The 20,200-nt window shown below is 52.2% G+C and carries 19 protein-coding genes and 1 pseudogene; 12 read left to right on the plus strand and 8 right to left on the minus strand.

The genetic code is table 11. The annotated features are described in order from the left end of the window. Nucleotides 1-40: 40 nt before the first annotated feature. A complete protein-coding gene (locus EBA31_RS16595) occupies nucleotides 41-1,348 on the minus strand; it encodes an alpha-glucosidase/alpha-galactosidase (RefSeq protein WP_020827625.1) in 1,308 nt (435 codons plus the stop codon). A 200-nt stretch (nucleotides 1,349-1,548) separates the two neighbouring features. On the opposite strand from EBA31_RS16595, the gene EBA31_RS16600 reads away from it, so the two are divergent. Beyond that, a complete protein-coding gene (locus EBA31_RS16600; RefSeq protein ID WP_020827626.1) occupies nucleotides 1,549-2,406 on the plus strand; it encodes an AraC family transcriptional regulator in 858 nt (285 codons plus the stop codon). A 3-nt stretch (nucleotides 2,407-2,409) separates the two neighbouring features. Here EBA31_RS16600 and EBA31_RS16605 read toward each other — a convergent pair whose 3' ends face one another. The 3 genes from EBA31_RS16605 to EBA31_RS16615 form a co-directional block, all read right to left on the minus strand. Continuing rightward, on the minus strand, nucleotides 2,410-3,873 hold the full coding sequence (locus EBA31_RS16605; protein ID WP_020827627.1) for an EmmdR/YeeO family multidrug/toxin efflux MATE transporter: 1,464 nt from the start codon (nucleotides 3,871-3,873) through the stop codon (nucleotides 2,410-2,412). 145 nt (nucleotides 3,874-4,018) lie between these two features. Further along, nucleotides 4,019-4,381, minus strand: a complete 363-nt coding sequence (locus EBA31_RS16610; RefSeq protein ID WP_020827628.1) for a diacylglycerol kinase — start codon at nucleotides 4,379-4,381, stop codon at nucleotides 4,019-4,021. Nucleotides 4,382-4,608: 227 nt separating this feature from the next. After that, entirely contained in the window at nucleotides 4,609-5,733 is a 1,125-nt protein-coding gene (locus EBA31_RS16615) for a hypothetical protein (protein WP_044552281.1), read from the minus strand. 790 nt (nucleotides 5,734-6,523) lie between these two features. On the opposite strand from EBA31_RS16615, the gene EBA31_RS16620 reads away from it, so the two are divergent. Genes EBA31_RS16620 through EBA31_RS16635 form a run of 4 tightly spaced genes read left to right on the plus strand, consistent with a single transcriptional unit; the run spans nucleotide 6,524 to nucleotide 10,626 of the window. Continuing rightward, nucleotides 6,524-8,263 carry a fatty acyl-AMP ligase gene (locus tag EBA31_RS16620; RefSeq protein WP_202914207.1) on the plus strand — a complete coding sequence of 580 codons (1,740 nt, stop codon included), beginning with the start codon at nucleotides 6,524-6,526 and terminating at the stop codon, nucleotides 8,261-8,263. After that, nucleotides 8,260-9,174 carry an NAD(P)-dependent oxidoreductase gene (locus EBA31_RS16625; protein WP_122079759.1) on the plus strand — a complete coding sequence of 305 codons (915 nt, stop codon included), beginning with the start codon at nucleotides 8,260-8,262 and terminating at the stop codon, nucleotides 9,172-9,174. The genes EBA31_RS16620 and EBA31_RS16625 overlap by 4 nt, the downstream gene beginning before the upstream one ends. A 32-nt stretch (nucleotides 9,175-9,206) precedes the next feature. Continuing rightward, nucleotides 9,207-9,467: an acyl carrier protein gene (locus EBA31_RS16630; RefSeq protein ID WP_020827632.1), complete on the plus strand. Its 261-nt coding sequence runs from the start codon at nucleotides 9,207-9,209 to the stop codon at nucleotides 9,465-9,467. Next, complete coding sequence (locus EBA31_RS16635; protein WP_122079760.1) at nucleotides 9,454-10,626, plus strand: pyridoxal phosphate-dependent aminotransferase family protein; 1,173 nt, start codon at nucleotides 9,454-9,456, stop codon at nucleotides 10,624-10,626. The genes EBA31_RS16630 and EBA31_RS16635 overlap by 14 nt, the downstream gene beginning before the upstream one ends. Before the next feature lie 127 nt (nucleotides 10,627-10,753). On the opposite strand, the gene EBA31_RS16640 is transcribed toward EBA31_RS16635, so the two are convergent. Next, nucleotides 10,754-11,485 carry a thymidylate kinase gene (locus EBA31_RS16640; RefSeq protein WP_122079761.1) on the minus strand — a complete coding sequence of 244 codons (732 nt, stop codon included), beginning with the start codon at nucleotides 11,483-11,485 and terminating at the stop codon, nucleotides 10,754-10,756. 373 nt (nucleotides 11,486-11,858) lie between these two features. Here EBA31_RS16640 and EBA31_RS16645 point away from each other — a divergent pair, with 373 nt between their 5' ends. From EBA31_RS16645 to lptG, 7 genes are all read left to right on the plus strand, one after another. Beyond that, complete coding sequence (locus tag EBA31_RS16645; RefSeq protein ID WP_232807852.1) at nucleotides 11,859-12,569, plus strand: hypothetical protein; 711 nt, start codon at nucleotides 11,859-11,861, stop codon at nucleotides 12,567-12,569. Between the two features lie 30 nt (nucleotides 12,570-12,599). Then, the gene (locus tag EBA31_RS16650; RefSeq protein WP_122079762.1) at nucleotides 12,600-13,355 is read left to right on the plus strand and encodes a hypothetical protein; all 756 of its coding nucleotides are present in this window, start codon (nucleotides 12,600-12,602) and stop codon (nucleotides 13,353-13,355) included. A 445-nt stretch (nucleotides 13,356-13,800) separates the two neighbouring features. Further along, complete coding sequence (locus EBA31_RS16655) at nucleotides 13,801-15,138, plus strand: lipopolysaccharide biosynthesis protein (protein WP_122080646.1); 1,338 nt, start codon at nucleotides 13,801-13,803, stop codon at nucleotides 15,136-15,138. Then, the gene (locus EBA31_RS16660) at nucleotides 15,135-15,971 is read left to right on the plus strand and encodes a hypothetical protein (protein ID WP_082144857.1); all 837 of its coding nucleotides are present in this window, start codon (nucleotides 15,135-15,137) and stop codon (nucleotides 15,969-15,971) included. Before EBA31_RS16655 ends, EBA31_RS16660 begins: the two co-directional genes overlap by 4 nt. Before the next feature lie 63 nt (nucleotides 15,972-16,034). After that, nucleotides 16,035-16,601, plus strand: a complete 567-nt coding sequence (locus tag EBA31_RS16665) for a YtfJ family protein (RefSeq protein WP_046373182.1) — start codon at nucleotides 16,035-16,037, stop codon at nucleotides 16,599-16,601. A gap of 70 nt (nucleotides 16,602-16,671) precedes the next feature. Beyond that, nucleotides 16,672-17,742 carry an LPS export ABC transporter permease LptF gene (gene lptF / locus EBA31_RS16670; RefSeq protein WP_020827640.1) on the plus strand — a complete coding sequence of 357 codons (1,071 nt, stop codon included), beginning with the start codon at nucleotides 16,672-16,674 and terminating at the stop codon, nucleotides 17,740-17,742. Next, the gene (lptG, locus tag EBA31_RS16675; RefSeq protein ID WP_122079763.1) at nucleotides 17,739-18,818 is read left to right on the plus strand and encodes an LPS export ABC transporter permease LptG; all 1,080 of its coding nucleotides are present in this window, start codon (nucleotides 17,739-17,741) and stop codon (nucleotides 18,816-18,818) included. Before lptF ends, lptG begins: the two co-directional genes overlap by 4 nt. A gap of 57 nt (nucleotides 18,819-18,875) precedes the next feature. Here the strand turns inward: lptG and EBA31_RS16680 are convergent, their stop codons facing one another. The 3 genes and pseudogenes from EBA31_RS16680 to EBA31_RS16685 all read right to left on the minus strand — a co-directional run bounded on the left by EBA31_RS16680 (nucleotide 18,876) and on the right by EBA31_RS16685 (nucleotide 20,097). Further along, on the minus strand, nucleotides 18,876-19,244 hold the full coding sequence (locus tag EBA31_RS16680) for a VasL domain-containing protein (RefSeq protein WP_122079764.1): 369 nt from the start codon (nucleotides 19,242-19,244) through the stop codon (nucleotides 18,876-18,878). Then, a pseudogene (locus tag EBA31_RS27250) lies at nucleotides 19,213-19,508 on the minus strand (hypothetical protein). The gene EBA31_RS16680 and the pseudogene EBA31_RS27250 overlap by 32 nt, the downstream one beginning before the upstream one ends. Beyond that, the gene (locus EBA31_RS16685) at nucleotides 19,417-20,097 is read right to left on the minus strand and encodes a hypothetical protein (protein ID WP_202914209.1); all 681 of its coding nucleotides are present in this window, start codon (nucleotides 20,095-20,097) and stop codon (nucleotides 19,417-19,419) included. Before EBA31_RS16685 ends, EBA31_RS27250 begins: the two are co-directional and overlap by 92 nt. Nucleotides 20,098-20,200 lie beyond the last annotated feature (103 nt).

Consider the following 20,200-nt stretch of genomic DNA (forward strand, 5'->3'; position numbering starts at 1 on the left):
CTTGTGCGTTTTGAGGAGGAGATACGGTTAAATTCGGCGATCAGTGATAGGCAGGGAGCCAACTGCCGTGAGCCTCAATCAGCTCGTCGCACAGCTTACGTATATCATCAATGGAAAGCTCGGCGGAGGTATGTGGGTCCAACAGCGCCGCATGGTAAATCGCGTCGCGTTTGCCCGTCACTGCCGCTTCAATGGTCAATAGCTGGGTATTGATATTGGTGCGGTTCAGCGCCGCCAGTTGCTCGGGTAAATGGCCAACGTAACAAGGGCTGATACCCTGCCCATCCACCAGACAAGGCACTTCTACGCAGGCCTCTGCCGGCAAGTTGGTGATGAGACCGGTGTTGAGCACGTTGCCGCCAATCTTGTACGGCCGGTCGGTCTCCATCGCTTCGATAATGTATGAGGCATATTCGTGGGTACGGGAATGCGTCAGGTTAGCGTCGTGGGTCAACGCCAGCTTGCGTTGCTGCCACTGGTCGATTTGCTCGATACAACGGCGCGGATACTCGTCGAGAGGAATATTGAAGCGCTCAATCAGCTCCGGGTAATGACGTTTAATCCAATACGGCATGTATTCGGCATTATGCTCGGAAGATTCAGTGACGTAATAACCAAAGGTTTTCATGATTTCATGGCGTACCATGTCGTCATGCTTGCCCTGCAGCGCGTTGGCGCGACGCTTGATTTCCGGGTACAGATCCTCGCCGTGACGGCGAACGTCCAGCAGCCAGGCCATGTGGTTGATGCCGGCAATGTGAAACTGTACGTCGTCGGTAGGCATATCGACGCTTTTCAGCAAGGTCTCCGCACACACCTGAACGCTGTGACATAACCCCACCGTTTTCACCCCGGTATGGCGCAGCATGGCTCCGGTTAAGGCCGCCATTGGGTTGGTGTAGTTCAGCAACCAGGCATCCGGACAGACCGCCTCAATGTCCCGGGCAAAGTCAAACAGCACCGGAATGGTACGCAGCGCGCGGAAGATGCCGCCGATGCCCAGGGTATCGGCAATGGTCTGCTGCAGGCCGTACTTTCTGGCGATGGTGAAATCGGTAATGGTGCAAGGATCGTAGCCGCCGACCTGAATGGCATTTACCACGTAATTAGCGTTTTTCAGTGCCGCACGGCGGTTTTCTACCCCGAGATAAGGGGTGATCTTCGCCCTGCCCGCATTAATATTGCGGTTGATATTGCTCAGCATGGCGAAAGATTCATTGAGACGAGCGCTGTCAATGTCGTACAGCGCAATATCCACCTCTTTCAGGGCCGGCGTTGCCATGATGTCGCCGAGAACGTTCTTGGCGAAAATGGTGCTGCCTGCCCCCATAAAAGTCACTTTAATCATCGTATTTCTCCGCTGCTGTGGTTTTCGATAAGCTGAAACTACGCGGCAACGCATTCGCAATATAGGGATAAATGTGACCTTGTTATGGCGAAAAATGACGCAGCATGAAAACTGTGAGCCAGGTCTGGATCTGAAGAACGCCCCACCGCCGTGCCACGACTACACTGCTACAGTAAGCGAAAACACAGGGGCCATGACTGATGCATAAGAGTTTTACTCTGAGTCGTACCGACAATATCGAGCTGAACCTGTACCAGTATGGCGAGGAGAACTGTGACAAGGGGCACAGCTTTGGACCGGCGGTACGCCAACACTATTTATTTCATTATGTGATAAGCGGTACCGGGGTACTGAGCAGCGAATATGGCTCTTTTCCGGTGGTGGCCGGAGAAGGTTTTTTGATCCACCCGCACGACGTGACCACCTATCGCGCCGACTCTAAAGATCCCTGGCATTATATGTGGCTGGAAGTCGACGGGCTGGTGGCCGGCAAGATTTTTGAAGAGTGCCGCCTGAGCCGCCAGTTGCCGATTTATCGTCCCCGCCAGAACGAAGACGCCCCTCTGGCGCTGCGCTATCTGCGGCAACTCATTAGCCATGGTGATGAACATCGGTTAAAAACGCTGGGCCTGAGCTATCTGTTTTTTTCTTCGCTGATTGATAACGCTTTGCAAAGCATCGCCGAGCCGCCAAGCGACAAGGCGCAGCATCTGCGCAAGGCGGTAAAACTCATTGAAAACCGCTACCATGAACCCCTCACCATTGAGCGCCTGGCCGCCTACTGCAACATCAACCGCAGTTACCTGTGTCGGCTGTTTAAAGGCACTTACGGCATTGGGCCAAAGGAATATCTGCTGAACTTCCGCATGAACATCGCCGCCAGCCTGCTGTGCAATAGCCAGACGTCAATCAAGGTGGTGGGAATTTCGGTGGGGTATGAAAACCAACTGCACTTCTCCAAGGCCTTTAAACAGGTCCACGGCCTCTCGCCGGCCAAATGGCGTCTGGAAAATAGTCAGGCATCATCGGTGCCGGGCGAAGTAACAGCGAACGCCTGATCCTTACTCGCCGCTTTTCTCTGCCCGGATATTTTCCGCCAGCGAGTTCGATTTTATGCGCGGGTATTTCCACAGCCACCGTCCGCTGACCATACGCCAGTAGAACAAGACACCGCGTACCGCCCAATCCATAAACATCCCCAGCCAGACGCCAACCACGCCCATGCCCAGCATGATGCCCAGCGTATAACCGGCAACCACGCGGCAACCCCACATGCCCAGCATCGACACCCACATCGCAAAACGGGCGTCGCGCGCGCCCTTCAAACCGGCGGGCAACACCCATGACGCCGCCCAGATAGGCATAAAGGCGGCATTGAGCCAGAGCAACACCTTTACCACCTCCTTCACGTCGTCTTGTTGGGTATAAAACGAGGCGAATACCCCCGCCAGGGGCGCCGTGCCCCAGGCAATCACCGTCAGTCCTATCGTTGCCAGCCAGAAAATGTGGCGCAATTGGCGCTCCGCCTGAGCTATTTGCCCTTTGCCCAGCCGTTTTCCCACAATAATGGTCGACGCCGACCCCAGAGCGTTGCCCGGAAGGTTAATCAACGACGCGACAGAAAAAGCGATGAAATTGCCGGCGATAACGTTGGTGCCCATGCCGGCAACAAACATTTGGGTCAATAACTTGCCGCCGTTGAACAACACCGATTCGATGCTGGCAGGAATACCTATCCCCAGCACTTCCCACAGGATGGTCAGCTTCAACGGGGTAAAGTAACTTTTCAGCGTGATGTGCAGCGCCGGATTAAAGCCGATCATCAGGACATAAACGATCGCGATGGCGCCAATATAGCGGGAAATGGTTAACCCCAGCCCGGCCCCGACAAACCCCAGCCCGTGCCAGCCCAGCATGCCGTAAATCAGTATGCTGCTGATGATGATATTCAGAATATTCATGCCGCCGTTGATCAACAGCGGGATTTTGGTGTTGCCTGCACCGCGCAACGCCCCGCTGCCAATCAAGGCAATGGCGGCGGCCGGGTAGCTCCACACCGTGGTTTGCAGATAAGACAGCGCCAACGCCTTTACCTCCGGCGTGGCGGCACCGGCGATCACATCAATAATCTGTTCGCCCGCCAAATGAATGCCGATCGCCAATGCAAAGGCCACCAGGGTCATTAGCACCAGCGACTGGCGTGCAGCCGCTCGCGCTCTTTTTCTGTCCCGCTTGCCGAGGCTAAAGGCCACCACCACCGTGGTGCCCAGATCCACCGCGGCGAAGAACGAGATGATTACCATGTTGAAGCTGTCCGCCAGCCCCACCCCGGCCATCGCCTCTTTGCCGATCCAGCTCACCAAAAAGGTGCTCAGCACCCCCATCAGCAGAACGCAGGCGTTCTCCATAAAGATCGGCACCGCCAGCGGCGTGATCTCACGCCAAAACAGCACGCGATAGCTTTTGCGTTTAGGATACCAGGGCGTATTTTCCACGCGCTGGCGCAGGGCGGCGTATAAGTTCAAGATCGGCTCATGAGATAAAAGTGAAACAACATTTCAAATAATGAGCGACAGAACGTTATCCTGCAAAGAATATTTTGCTTCCTTGATGAAGGCAGCCGAAAGCTGGCGTTTCTTCCGGAAAACCTGGGTGCCCCGAGGGTATTAATCAGCCCAACAAGACCACCAGCCAAAGCATTATCGTCATCACCACCGCAACCAACTGCGCAGCGCCGCCCAAATCCTTGGCCCGCTTGGATAAGGGATGTATCTCCAGAGAAATGCGATCGACAACGCTCTCAATGGCAGTATTAAGCAACTCAACAACCAGTAAAATGAAGCTGCTGGCAATCAATAACATCCTTTCTACTTTTGTAATATCTAAAGTAAATGTAACAACCAGTAATATTACGTTAATCACCAGCAATTGACGGAAAGCATCTTCGGTAAAAACGGCATCAACAAGGCCCGCCAGTGAGTTTTTTATGCTACTTATTAAGCGATTTATTCCTTTTTTCTTTTCAAAGGACATGCATCTTACTCTTATAAAAACCGGGTGATTTTTAATACCAATCAATAACGCACAGTAACTTATAACGAAATTGGTTAATGAAATTAAATAATCACCCGTGTGACATTGTTTTCCGGCAACGTTGAATCGCCAACAACCAAAAGGCAATTTTGGCCATAGGTATTCTCTGAGCGCAGTGCGTTTTACATCCTGTGAAGGGCCGATAAAATCAGCGTCTTGCCGAGGGGTTAGAGTTGTTTTTCATATAAGCGATAACGCTTGTAAGGCACCGCGCCAATTCGCTCCAGAATGGTGCGCATGCCGGTATTCGACTCTAATATCCAGGACATCTCCAGCGCATCAATACCGCGTTTCTCGAAGGGGTCATGTAACGCTTCGATCAGCAATAGTGCAATAATCGGCCCTATTCGGCTGAATTGATATTCCTGGCGAACGCCCATCAGCGGCACCCTCGCGGTACGCACCCCGCTCACTTTCAAACGCCACAACAGCTTCGCCCAGCCAAAGGGAAATAAACTGCCGTTGAGATCGGCAATTGCCTCGTTGATATTGGGCAAACCGACGATGAAAGCGCAGGGTACTGAATCGACTTCGGCAATATAAATCATGTCATCAGGCACCAGGAACTTCAGCTGATCGCCCATGGTGGCAAACTCATGCTCGGTGAAAGGCACGAATCCCCAGTTATCCTGCCAACCGGAATTGAAAATTTCGCGCAGCACCTGCATTTCCTCGCTAAACCTTTTGCGATTGAGGCGGCGCAGGGTCACTTTTTTACGCACCTGACTCATCATTTTGGCCAGAGAAGGCGAAAAATGCAGATCCGTGCGCTTCATCCAATAAGCCAACAAATCTATGCCCTGCGTATATCCCTGGCGCTCCAGATTGGCTGCGTAGTAGGGTTTGGCATGCGTCATCAGCGCCGACGGCGGCGTATCAAACCCTTCGACCAACAGGCCACTTTCCTGATTGATATTAAGACTGAAGGGACCGGTGATTTTTAATGCGCCCTTAGACCTCAGCCAAGCTTCTGCCGCGGCAAATAACGCGCTAAAAACCGCCGGATCCTCGATGGCATCGATCATGCCAAAGTGACCGGTATCCTCGCCGTAACGTTCGCGGTGCAAAGCGTCAATTTGAGCGGTTATCCGCCCGACCACCTTGCCCTCTTTTTTGGCTACCCATGCCTGCCATTCTATATGATCAGTCCCAGGATTCTTCTTAGAGAGATGTTCTTCGCGCTCTAAATACAAAGGGTCAATCCAATTAGGATCGTCACGAAACAGGGAGGAAGGAAAAGCGATAAATGCCTTAAGATCACGCTTATCGAGGACTTGCTCAATATGAATCATAAATAACCTTACAATTTAGTGACATGCTCAAAAAAAGAACGTTATAACGCCAGTGATATTTTCTGAAATGAGATCCGCTCTCGGTTATGACTTATCGCTTTAAGAGATAAGAAAAATCAATTAATACCTATTATCCTGCAGGATGTTACCCGAGCAGAGTTTCCACTGACACGTGCTGTTCTTTATCAAAAGTGATGCCAGACAGAGGCGTGAGTGATCTGAGCAAATTATGCTTTTTATTATTTCGTGCTATTTCCAGCAAAGAAAAACCAATCGTTTTTTAGTTTACTAATTCTGGTCTGGAGACGCATTGGCATATTTTAACATTAAATGCTTTTTCTATCCCTGGGGTTAAATGAGGCTTTCACTTTTGTCCGTCTTCCGGATACTGTTTAGGATATGTTTAAGTACGGAGATAGCCATGCGCAAGATCAGATCATATGAATCGCCGATTATTGCCTTCCGGAAATGTGTCGATAACAGGCACCCGGTCAAGGCTGTCGGGCAAAGGATGGAGATATCAGGAGCTGGCTGTGACAGCACCTATATCCGCCGTTCTTCTGTCATGGTCCTCACGTGAAAAAGACCAGGTAATATCCACGGCTAATCCCTCGCCTTTAGTTCTAAGTAGACATGCTGGTTATTAATTCCAGGGTGATCTGTTTGTGGAATGAAAGAAAATGATTGAATAACAAATATATTCAAAACATTTTCATTGTAAAAACATTAACTCTCTCGCCAATAGTCGTTTATCTCTTTTGGTGATTTTTACTCTATGGCTAATTTGTATATGTCTGAAACAAGCTCCACTCATTCTCTTCCAATGCGTTATGCAGATTTCCCCACTCTGGTGGAGGCATTAGATTATGCAGCGCAGGGCAGTACAGGAATGAACTTTTACGATCGTCGTAATCAGCTCGTGGCCGTACTGGAATATCGCACGCTGAAACAGCGCGCGATAGTGGGTGCGCGGCGCCTGTTATCCCTGAACCTCAATAAAGGCGATCGGGTTGCACTTATCGCGGAAACCAGCGCCGGTTTCGTCGAGGCTTTTTTTGCCTGCCAATATGCCGGTTTGGTTGCCGTGCCCCTGGCCATTCCTATGGGGGTCGGGCAACGGGACTCTTATACCATCAAGCTTCAGGGCCTGATCAACAGCTGTAAACCTGCCGCCATTATCAGCAGCGAAGAATGGGTACCGCTGATCAGCTCTGCGACCCTGGATGCACCGCCAACCCATATTCTCAGCGACGCAGATTTTAACGCTCTGCCCGAGCGGGATGTGGAGCTGCAGGCACCGTCGCCCAACGATATTGCCTATCTCCAATACACGTCGGGCAGCACTCGCTTTCCACGCGGGGTGATCATTACCCAGCGTGCGGTGATGTCTAACCTGCGCGTGATTAGCCATGATGGGATCAAACTGCGCGCGGGCGATCGCTGCGTTTCATGGCTGCCCTTCTATCACGATATGGGCCTGGTCGGTTTCCTGCTTACCCCAGTGGCGACTCAGCTGTCCGTCGACTATTTGCGTACGCAAGATTTTGCCATGCGTCCAATGCAATGGTTAAAACTGATCGCCAAAAATCGCGGCACCGTGTCCGTCGCTCCGCCGTTTGGCTACGATTTATGCCTGCGCTACAGCAACAACAAAGAGATCACTGACCTGGATCTCTCCAGTTGGCGCGTGGCCGGCGTAGGGGCTGAACCTATTCCGTCAGATTTACTCTCTCAGTTCGCTGAGCACTTCGGCCATCTTAACTTTGACCGCAAGGCGTTGATGCCCTGCTATGGTTTGGCCGAGAACACCCTGGCGGTCAGTTTCTATGACGAAGCTTCCGGTGCGCCCATCAACCAGGTCGACCGCGACATTTTGGAATACGAAGGTAAGGCGGTAGCACCCGGCAAAAAAACGCGGGTCACATCGACCTTTGTCAATTGCGGCAAGCCACTGCCCGGTCACCGTATCGAAATTCGCAGCGAAACCGGACTCCCGCTGCCTGAGCGGCAGGTCGGCCGTATTTGTATCTCCGGCCCCAGCCTGATGAATGGCTATTTCCGCGACGATGCGTCTCAACAGCAAATCCAGACAAGCGGCTGGATGGATACCGGTGACCTGGGCTATCTGCTGGACGGCTACCTGTACGTCACCGGCCGCAAGAAAGATTTGATCATCATTCGTGGTCGTAACATTTGGCCGCAGGATATTGAATATGTTGCGGAGTCCGAGCCGGAAATCCGCTCTGGCGACGCCATTGCCTTCGTGACCGAAGAGCACGGTGACGGCGCCAGAATTATTCTGCAAATCCAGTGCCGGGTCAGCTCTGAAGATCGTAGGGAGCAAATCGTCCACACGCTGAGCGCCCGAATTCAAAGCGAGTTCGGCATTGCGGTGGATATTGAGCTGTTGCCGCCCCACAGCATTCCCCGCACCTCCTCGGGGAAACCTGCCCGTGCGGAGGCCAAGAAGCGTTGGCTGACCACCTCCATCTGCCCGCCAATGCAACAACTGGCAGGTTTTGCGCAATGACAGGCACCGTGGCAGTCACTGGCGTAACCGGCTTTATTGGCCGGCATATCGTTCAGAATCTGCTTTCCCGTGGTTTTACCGTGCGCGCCCTCACCCGGCGCGCAGGTCAAATTGCCCCCCCTAATCTGACCTGGATCCAGGGGGCGCTGGAGGATCAGGACTCGCTCATCAAGCTGGTTCGCGGGGCAGAATTCGTGGTGCATTGTGCGGGCCAGGTGCGGGGAGGCACGGAAGAAACCTTCACCCGGTGTAATGTCAGCGGCAGCCAACACCTGATGCAGGCGGCCAGACAAAGCGGCAGCTGCAAGCGCTTCCTGTTTATCTCTTCTCTTGCCGCTCGCCATCCGGAGCTGTCCTGGTATGCCAATTCAAAACACGTTGCTGAACAACGGCTAACCGCTATGGCTGCGGATATTTCACTGGGCATTTTTCGCCCCACCGCGGTTTACGGGCCCGGCGATAAAGAGCTTAAGCCGATATTCAGCTGGCTTCTGCGCGGCGTGCTTCCACGGCTGGGCGCAGCGGAAGCAAAGCTGACGTTCCTTCACGTGAGCGATTTAGCCGAAGCCGTAAGCCAGTGGCTATTGGCCCCTGGCCCGCAGACGCAAACGTATGAACTTTGCGACGGGGTTGCCGGCGGTTATAGCTGGCAGCGATTACGGGAAATAGGGACCACCGTACGCAATGGCCCGGTGAGGCTGGTGGGGATCCCGCTGCCCCTGCTGAAAATTTTGGCCGATGGCAGCATGTTGCTGAGCCGGTTGACCAACAAAGAACCGATGCTGACCCACAACAAAATACGGGAATTAACCTATCCGGACTGGTCTGCAAACAATCGAAGCCTGTCCGAAGATACTCATTGGGTCCCCAAGATCAGTTTGAAGCGCGCACTGCGTGAAGGTTTATTTTAATTATCTAAATTAGAGGTTTGCCAAAAATTTTTATGCGAAATCGCGACGCTGTTATGAATTATATTCTGACTTGCCTGCAAGGTCTGGTCGAAGGCGGATTAGAAATCAAACCTGATAGCGATCTCGTCAACGATCTTGGCCTGGAGTCCATCAGAGTCCTGGATCTGCTGATGATGTTAGAAGACGAATTCGATATTTCTATTCCTATCAATATATTGCTTGATGTCAGAACGCCAGAGCAGCTGCTTGACGCTCTACTCCCTCGCCTGGAGAAAACCAATGGGTCTTTATGATAAATTTTCGCGGCTTACCCAGGATCGTAAGCAATTCCAGGCCGATGGCCTGAACCCCTTTGGCACCTGTATCGATGAGGTTTACTCGGCAACCGAAGGGCGCATTGGCAATCAGAAAATTGTTCTGGCGGGGACCAATAACTACCTGGGCCTGACCTTCGATGCGCAGGCTATTGCCGAGGGTCAGGCGGCATTAGCCGCTCAGGGCACCGGCACAACCGGCTCACGCATGGCGAACGGCAGCTATGGCTCTCACTTGCAGTTGGAGCAAGAGCTGATGGCGTTCTTTGATCGCCCCACCGCCATCGTCTTTTCCACCGGCTATACCGCGAACCTGGCGGTCATCAGTACTCTGGCCACCCCCGGCTCGGTCGTGCTGATCGACGCGGACAGCCACGCCAGTATTTATGATGCCTGCGCCCTGGGCGGCGCTGAAATCATTCGCTTCCGCCACAACGATGCCAAAGATCTGGAACGTCGCATGGTGCGCCTTGGCGAACGTGCCCGAGACGCGATCATCATCGTCGAAGGCATTTACAGCATGCTGGGCGACGTTGCTCCGCTGGTTGAAATCGTCGACATCAAACAGCGGCTCGGCGGTTATTTGCTGGTAGACGAAGCGCATTCATTCGGCGTGATGGGGGCTCACGGGCGCGGTCTGGCTGAAGAGCTGGGCGTTGAGCAAGATGTTGATATTATTCTGGGCACGTTCAGTAAAAGCCTGGCCTCTATCGGTGGCTTTGCCGTGGGCGGCAAAGATATGGAAGTGCTGCGCTACAGCAGCCGTCCTTATATTTTTACCGCTTCGCCTTCGCCATCCAGTATCGCTTCGGTGCGCGCTTCTTTGAAAAAGATCGCGCAACATCCTGAACTGCGGGAAAAACTCTGGAGCAACGCGCATCGGCTCTATCAGGGACTGGCCAAGCTGGGCTACGAGCTGGGGCCACGCATCAGCCCGGTGGTGCCGGTGATGATTGGCTCGAAAGAAGAGGGTTTGCAATTCTGGCGCGACCTGATCGCCAAAGGTGTTTATGTCAATCTGGTGTTACCTCCGGCAGCACCGGCCGGCATAACGCTCCTGCGATGCAGCGTTAACGCCGCGCACAGTGATGAAGAGATTGATAAGATCATTGGGGCTTTTGCCGCGCTAAAAAAATAATGACGTCCCGCTGCTCATAAAACTCATGGGCAGTGTTCCCATCAAAAACACTCTTCACCTTGCCTGCCAGTGCCGAAAAAGTTATCGGCACTGGAATCAAACTTTCTGACTGCGAGAACTGAAATAATCAGTGGGTCGCTACCGATTCGCCTTCGACTACAAAGCTATATCCCTGCGCTTGCATAAATTCCGCGACGGCTTTTTCAGCGGCGGATAACACTTCATCGAGCGGTTTATTGGCATCGACATCCGCAATTTCCGCACCTTCAAAAGTGAGCAGTGGCGTAACGGCAATCTTTTTGGCTAATGCTTCTTTGCGATGATCGGGTTTACGTGCGCAAGCGACGTCCAGATCCACATTCAACTTGATCACCAGGTCTGGCTTATTATCCGCCATCCATTGAAAAGCTTTGCGTTCGCGCCCCGCCAACCATCTGACAAAATGGCTGCCTTGAGTATTTTCGGGAAATACGGTGCCATCGTAGGCGCCGGGGATTTGTACCTGCGGAAAACGGTCGGTTAATACGATCAGACCTTGTCGACGAAAAGCCAACATCCGGCGAAAACGCAGCAGCCGACGCAAAACGAAAGTGATGATGACCAAACCCGGCAACAGCCCCACCCTGGATTTTTTGGATTTCACTTTTTTAGTATTTCGTTCGATGGCCTTGCCAACAGAATTTCCCATCAGCGGGAGTTGCGAAACCGCACGCCCGACATTTCCTGCCTGCTTACCCAGATGCACCTTCACTGCAGGACCGTATTTTTTCACATACTCAATGAGATATTCACAAACGGTAGACTTACCCGAGCCATCGCTGCCAATTACCGCAATAAGCGGCGGGGATTTTGAATTCATAATAAGATTCTCTTCTAAGACACCTGTAAAAATGTACCACTTCGAAAACAAAAAGTCGCTTAATGACGTTATCAAAGCCATGGGGAATAAATATTGCCAACCCCAGACCAAAGCACACAAAAGATTAAGAAAACAATGAAGAAACCTGTTCCATTACCCGGTGCGGCAACGCCTAATTAGCATTAAGAGCTATAAGAACAATCCCAGCTGTGGTTAGCACAAAAAAACAAGACGGACTCACCAAAACATAATCACAAATAATAAAGAAATTTGAATAGCACTGAGATAATACTCAATAAATATCTTGAACCCAAGGCTGGTTATAATACAATAGTTTCTTTGAGTTGGACCAATTATTGTGAGTCAACAGACAATGCCCATTGCTAATCATCCCCCCGTGCGCGTAATTGCAATAACGGGTTGTGATGGCTCGGGAAAATCGACCTTGGCTGCCAGTCTGGTCAATCATCTCTCATCGCAAGAACCGACAGAATTACTTTATCTCGGCCAGTCTTCGGGACGTATTGGGGAATGGATCAGCAACTTGCCGATTATTGGTGCGCCCTTCGGTCGTTATTTACTGGCGAAGTCCGATCGCGTTCATGAACATCCTTCAACGCCGCCGGGTAATCTGACCACGCTGGTGATCTTTTTGCTGTCATATTGGCGCGTTTATAAGTTTCGCCGCATGCTGGCAAAAAGCCGCAGAGGACAATTACTGGTCACCGATCGCTATCCGCAAGCGGAAGTGGCGGGTTTTCGTTTCGATGGGCCGCAGCTGGCAAAAACGGATGGCGGTAATCGCTGGGTACGCTGGTTGAGAAAACATGAGCAAAGGCTGTATCAGTGGATGGCATCATATCCTCCTTTCTTATTGATTCGTCTGGATATTGATGAAGAAACCGCATTCTCGCGCAAACCCGATCATAAACTTTCTGCGCTGCGCGAAAAGATTGCCGTCATTCCGCATCTTACTTTTAACGGCGCGAACATACTGGATTTAGATGGGCGAGAGCCGGCTGGTAAAATTCTTGATGAATCGCTGCGTGCCATTCGAACCTCCCTGGCGACACCCAAGGTTTAGTCTGCCGATAACTTATTAATACTGAAAAAAATGCAAACAGATAAATCAAATACCGCCAGCGATGCTTCATCGCCCGTGATTACCGGCCTGATTGCGGTTGTGGGCAGTGACGGTACGGGGAAATCCACGCTTACCGCCGATTTGGTCAAAAACCTGCAAAAATACCGGGCAACGGAACGGCGTTATTTAGGGCTGATCTCCGGTGAAGATGGCGACAAAATTAAGCGCCTGCCGGTTATTGGTGTCTGGCTTGAACGCCGCCTGGCCGCGAAGTCCGACAAGACTCAGCGCATGAGCAATAAACCGCCGGCACTCTGGGCAGCCCTGATTATGTATGGTTTTTCAGTGTGGCGTGCGGCTAATTTACGCAAAGTACAACGTCTGGCAGAGAGCGGCGTGCTGGTGATTAGCGACCGTTTCCCGCAGGCCGAGATTTCCGGTTTTTATTATGACGGGCCGGGCATTGGCGTAGAGCGGGCAAAAGGCTGGTTAATGACTCGCTTAGCGGCGCGCGAAAAACGTTTATATCAATCAATGGCCTTATGCCGCCCCGAACTTATCATTCGCCTCGATATTGATGTCGATACCGCCTTTTCACGTAAGCCCGATCACAGCTACGAAGAACTGAAGGACAAAATCTCTGCCATGGTTCGGCTGCAATATAATGGTTCCAGAATTATAGAGTTGGATGCTAAAGCGCCTTACGATGAAGTACTGGAAAAAGCGCTGAATGCAATATCCTCCGTCGCAATGATCCCTTCGCGTCCCCAGGCTTCTCTCGGATAGCGAATTCATTCATCTACAGACATGTCGATAATATCGTTCACTATTAAGATTCAGGGGTAAACAACGCTAATGTTTATTACCAAAAAATCAGGAAAACGCACTTTTTGATCATGTTTTAAAATGAATGCCAGTACCGGAATGATGACTAAACAGCATTGAATGGTAAAATTTTCTCAGCCTGGAAAAGTATTATCGGAGAGATTTTCATGATTATATTTCAGGTGTGAAAGTTTTACCCGAGCCTGTCGCTCGCAATGTAAAATAGGGATTGAGCCGCTATCAATCCTGGTGAGAGTGTCGCCAAGCAAAACGGGCGATTCTTTACTTTTCACTCCATGAACGGATACATATCTCGGAGTTTCGTCGTACCGGATATGTATGCAAGGCCAGCTTATGTCCGCTGAGCTATTGATAACCTGAAGTGGTCAGTATGGCTGGTTTTACCATGAAGCATTGGTTTTCCGATGGCGCTTTTCGTTCCATCTTACGTAACGCCGCTTATTTAGGTTCCGGCAGTGTAGCCAGCGCCCTGCTCGGGCTGCTTGCGCTTTCTTGCGCCGGCAAAGGCATGTCGCCTGAAATGTTTGGTGTTCTGGTTGTTATTCAAGCCTATACCAAAGCAGTCAGCGACTTTATCAAGTTTCAGACGTGGCAATTCGTTGTCCAATTTGGGACTCCGGCGCTGGAACGCCAAAACATTCAACGCTTTCGTGACGTCATTTCATTTTCGTTCGGTCTGGATATTGCCAGCGGCACCATTGCGGTACTGGGCGGCATGTTGCTGCTCCCTTTCCTTTCGCACGCCTTAGGGTTGGATACCGAAAGTTTCTGGCTCGCGATCCTTTACTGCACCTTAATCCCGTCGATGACGTCGTCCACCCCTACGGGAATTTTACGCGCGTTTGATCGCTTCGACCTGATTGCCGTTCAGCAGGCCATCAAGCCCTTCCTGCAGGCCGTCGGCAGCGTGCTGTCCTATTATTTTGATTGGGGATTTCCAGGGTTCATCGTCACATGGTATGCCTCCAACTTGATCGGCGGCACGCTATTTTGGTGGTTCGCCGCGCGTGAACTGCACCGCAGAGATATCCATAACGCATTGAAACCACGCCTATTCAAAACCGCACGTCGTATCGAAGGCGCCTGGAATTTCGTCTGGACCACCAATTTTGCCCATACTATTTGGGCTACCCGTAACTCGTGCAGCACGGTGTTAGTCGGCGTCGTTTTGGGGCCGGCCGCCGCCGGGCTGTTCAAAATCGCGATGACCTTCTTTGACGCCACGGGGACCCCGGCCAAGCTGCTGGAAAAAAGCTTCTACCCTGAGATCATGCGTCTGGATCCCCGAACCAGCAAACCCTGGATGCTGGGCCTCAGATCGGCGTTGTTGGCTGGAGGCATAGGTCTCGCCGTGACGCTGCTGGTCATCGTCGTAGGTAAGCCATTAATTTCCTTTGTGTTCGGCCAGCAGTATTTGCAAGCCTATGATTTAATCCAAATCATGCTGGGCGCCATTATCGTTTCCATGCTGGGCTTCCCGCAGGAATCCTTATTGTTCATGGCGGGCAAACAGCGGGCCTTCTTGATTGTGCAGACTTTTTCTGCGATCGCCTATATAGCGCTGCTGGTGGGCATGTCTCATCTGTTTGGTGTGCAGGGTGCGGCCTTCGCTTATCTGGCAGGCCAATGTTTGGACGTTTTATTGACGCTCATACCGACGATAGGCGCTTACCGTAATCGCTATTTACTGGGATTCAATGTATCCAGAGAGAGTAATCAATGATGAATAGCAGCAACGGGAAAAAATTCTCTGCTGAAACTACGCAGTTACTGTTTATTGCCGTAGAGACGGATGACATTGTTGATGCAAATATCAGTTTGCCGCAACATATTGATTTGCAATGTTCCTATGAGAGCATTCAGGATAATTACGCCCTGTGCCTGCAATTTTGGGAGGACGGTTTCACCCGACGAGAACTCCTGGGCTTAGTGAATGATTTTCTTAAGGATTCAGACTTACCCGCCGCGACGCGCATGCGCTACAAATATATTCGCGCGCGCTATAAACATTTACGCTTTGCCCAGCGTCTTTACAGCAAAAAGCACAGTGCCGGCCGCCTTTTTCACACCACCACCGTGGTGCTCGGCCATTTTCAGGACGCGTTTCGCAATGGCAACCAACAGAACCTGAAATTCTACGGCAATCTTCTTCGGCTGCTGCTCAGCAGGCCGGTCTGGTCGCTGGTGAATTATGCTTTGCGGCATATTCAGTTAGAAACCGAGAGTGATTTTATTGCCTACCGGCAGGAGCAAATGCGCGCGCTCCAGGAGCTCATTGTCAACCCAGAGCTCACGGGAAAGCAGTTCCACGACGTGCGGAAAATCGTCAGCCAGCAAGTCTCTTTTTACGACACGCTGAGGTCGATAGATCCAGGTAACCGAGAGGCTCTGCAGATCTCCAGATTCCTGGCCGCAATTAACGGGTTAATGGGAGATCGCCACGATGTGATGGTGGCGGACAAGCTGGCGGGGGGGAAATCCTATGACGAACCCACAATGCTGGATGTCGATATCCGCCAACGCCTGGAGTTACTTCTCGAGCGCTATCCTATGTAACTGTTACTGGGGGGGAATTACCGCTCCCCCGGCCACAGCCATTGATAAATTAGGGTTATTTTCATGATGCTACGCAGGTTACTGCCCTTGTCACTGCTGCTGTTGCCGCTGATGGCATCCGCGCATAATTTTGTTCAGGGTAAGCCTGTCGTACCGGTTGTCATCGCCGATCGGGGTGAGTTGCTGCTTGAAAATGACACTTTCAGCTATAAGAAATGGGACAGTGCAGAACTGGCAGGCAAAGTGCGGGTGATCCAGTGCATCGCCGGCCGCACCTCGGCCAAAAAGAAGAACTCGATGCTGATTACCGCCGTCAAAGAGGCCAACTTTCCAAACGACCGTTTTCAGCCCACCACCATCGTCAATACTGACGATGCGATCCCCGGCACCGGTTTTTTCGTCCGCGGCAAAATTGAGAAAAACAAAAGGCACTATCCCTGGGCGCAATTTATCGTCGATAGCGATGGGCTGGTACGTCAAGCCTGGCAACTGCCAGAAGAGAGCTCAACCATTTTGGTACTGGATAAACAAGGCCGCGTCCAATGGGCAAAAGACGGTGCTCTGACCCCTGATGAGGTTAACCAGGTCATCGCCCTGCTGCAAAAGCTGATTAACCATGATCAATCATGATGAAACACGGGCTGAAAGCCGGTCTTCTTCCGCAAAACATGCGTTTGATAATAAGGGACGTCTATAACTTATGGTGTTGATTGAGCGCTATATCATGGTTGAAATCCGCCGATTGGTGATGATCATCGTGGGTTTTCTGATTTTCATGTTTGCCAGTTATTCGGCCCAGCGCTATCTCACCGAGGCCGCCAACGGCACACTGGCGCTGCACATCGTATTCGACGTTGTCTGCTATAAAATATTGATTGCCCTGGAGATGCTGCTGCCGGTAGGCCTCTATGTTTCCGTCGCGGTGGCGCTGGGGCAGCTCTACAGCGATTCCGAAATCACCGCCATTCACGCCTCAGGTGCCAGCCCGTGGCGGCTGTACAAGGCGGTGTTGGTACTCGCCATTCCGCTGGCCCTGTTTGTCACCCTGCTGTCCCTGTATGGCAGACCCTGGGCGTACGGCAACATTTATCAGTTGGAACGCCAGTCGCAATCGGTGCTGGATGTCAGCCATCTGCAGGCGAACAAGTTTAACGTTAATGGCAGCGGCCGAATGATCATGGCCTCACGCATTGACCCGGCCTCAAATCACCTGACGGATGCATTGATTTATTCACGTTCGGCCAATAATACCAGCCTCTATCGGGCTCATTCCGTCGAGGTCATAGATCCTTCGCCTTCAAGCCCCTCCGTGATACTGAAAACGGGCACGGCCTATGTGCTGGAGCGCAAAGGTACCGACGACAACATGCAGAATTACAATAACTTCAAGATATCACTGAAGCCCTTTATCGAAAGCCTGGAAGTGAAGCGCAAATCAGCCTCGCTGGGGGAACTGTCGCGCTCATCGGATCCCGCAGACCGGGCAGAATTACAATGGCGAGAAAGCCGCGGCGTCACCACTTTGCTGATGGTGTTATTGGCGATCCCCTTTAGCCGCATCAAACCCCGTCAGGGGCGTTATGCCACCTTGCTGCCCCTGACCGTGCTGTTTACCGCCATTTTTTATGGCGGGAATATCTGTCGGACATTGGTCGCTAACGGGACCCTCCCCACCACGCCGGGCGTCTGGCTGGTGCCGATACTCATGCTGGCTGGGATGCTGATCCTGATTGCGCGCGATTTCTCCCTGCTGCGGAAGCCCTTGCGATGAACATCTTCAGCCGTTATTTGATCCGTAATCTTTTTATCGGCTTTGCCGCCGCGGCCGGATTGTTAATCCCGTTGTTTACCACCTTCAATCTGATCAACGAACTCGAGGACGTCACCCCTAACGGCTACCATTGGAACCAGGCATTACTGGTAGTGTTGATGACATTGCCCCGAAGCCTGGTGGATCTGGGGCCCTTTATCGCGCTGCTTGGCGGCATCATCGGGCTGGGCCAAATGTCGAAAAGCCTGGAATTAACGGCAATCCGCACCGCCGGTTTTTCAATTTTCCGCATTGCTCTGGTAACGCTCTACGCCGGCCTGTTTATCAACCTGTCGTTAGGCGCACTCGATGAGTGGGTAGCTTCCCCTCTGCAACAACGCGCATTGCAGCTTAAAGACGGCGCCCTGGCAAAAACCGGTAATGCCACGGATGCGGGTAACGCCCTGTGGGCCCGAAAGGGCAATGAATTTGTTACCGTGAAATCTCTGGACGAGCATAGCCAACCCGTCGGAATTGAGATATTCCGCTACCAAGACGACCTCACGCTGGAGTCCTATGTGTATGCGGAGACGGCCACCACGGCCGATAACGGACTGTGGACGCTGCATAAAGTTATGCAAAAAAAATGGGACAACAAAAAAGAGAGCGTACAAACCCAGGATACTTTGCTCTGGCAATCCCTTTTTGCCGGAATGAACCTCAAAGGGCTGACCTTGCCTGCCGACAGCTTCTCCATCAAACAGCTGAAGCAGTACATCACCTACCTGCAAAGTTCGCAGCAACCCAGCACCGAGTACCGGATCGCGTTATGGCAAAAATTGGGCCGCCCTCTGTTGGTCCTGGCGATGATTTTATTGGCCATCCCCTTCACCTTCAGTATTCCTCGCGCACCCGGGCTAGGCAGCCGTTTAGCCGTAGGGGTGATCGTGGGGTTGCTGACCTACATTATTTACCAGATTATCCTCAACCTCGGGCTGTTGTTTTCGCTCAATGTCCCACTCACGACGCTGGCCCCACCGCTGTTGCTGTTACTGGTCGCTTTAGCGTTGGTTTACCGCTTCGATAAACAACACTAGGGCCTGTCCCTCAGTCCACCTTAAACCTGGCTTGTATCAGACGACTGCAACCAGAGTTTAAGGTTGCTCTAACGATGAATATCTAAGCTGAAGGCCGCTGAAGTGCCGTTGGATCTGTTGCTGTGTGGCCAGTGCTGCGTTGCCTTGTTGAGTTTGCAGAACGCGCAGTTGCTCCTCGAGCGGCACGGTATTACGGAAGTTGTTCATCATTTCGTACACGCTCGATTTCAGCTCGCTGACGGTAATGTATTTACCTTTTTGACCATCGAGTGAGTTCAGCCGGTCGGCCAGACCTTGAAGCTGTTGCATGCCATCATGCCAGCCTGTCAGAGAACGATCAGAGAGTCCGTACGCTGCAACTCGTTGTTGCCACTGCTTATTCATTTCTGCCACTTCAGGGCGATCGGGCCACATCGACGATGTCATGAGGGGAAAATTCAAATTCGTTCTGGCAGATTAAGTATTCATCCACCAGCGTGGTTTGCAATAGTATCGGGTCGTCGGTATTGATGGTCGTGATGACCCCGGCGTCCCGCAGCCGGGATAGGCGCCAAGTTTGATGTTCGAGGTTAGGCATACGCCGATAGGGATACGCCGTTCAGCCAATAATTCCACGACAGCCGGGTCGTCTATCGCCCGAACGCCGTGATCGATGCGATCGGCCCCCAATAGCAAGATGGCCTCGCGCATGCCCTCTGCGCCGCTCGACTCTCCGGCATGCACGGTTCGCTTCAACCCGGCCCGGCCGGGCGAAAGCCTGCGCGAAACGCGCACCGCTGCCTTTGGTGACGGCCTCATTGCCATCGACGGACAGCGCGACCACTCTGGGATGCCGCAGCACGGTTAAAAAATCCACCAGCTCACTCGCCTCGGCGGCCGTTTGCTGGCGGAGCAAACTGACGCATAGCCAAACGGACGCCAATCCATCCTCTTCGGCCGCGCGCAAACCGGCGTCAATCGCGTCGATCATCTCACCGAGCCTGCCGCGCCACGCTTTCCAATGGGTCGGATTGAAAATAAGATCGGCGTACAGCCCACCATTCTGCGACAGCCGTTGCGCATAGGAGTAGCTTAACTGGGCACGGCGCTCACGGCTGCTCACCAAGCCGCAGGACCAGTCGAGGAACGCGAGAAAATCGGCAAGCCCGTTAAAATTCAACAGCGCGTCCTGCTTTCTGGGCATGGAGATCCCCGAGGATAACGCCCAGACCGCGAGCTGTTCCGGATCAAAACAGCCCTCCAGATGCACATGCACTTCCGCCTTCGGCAGAGAAACCATCTGCGCTCGGGAGAGCCTGGTTTGGTTTACATTCCATTCCAAAAAATGGTTCTCAATGGTTATTTATGGAGGCCAACGAGCCAAGCTTTCGAGAACCGTGAGT

Origin of the sequence: Serratia sp. P2ACOL2 (assembly GCF_003691565.1) — a bacterium.
Lineage (GTDB): Bacteria > Pseudomonadota > Gammaproteobacteria > Enterobacterales > Enterobacteriaceae > Serratia > Serratia liquefaciens.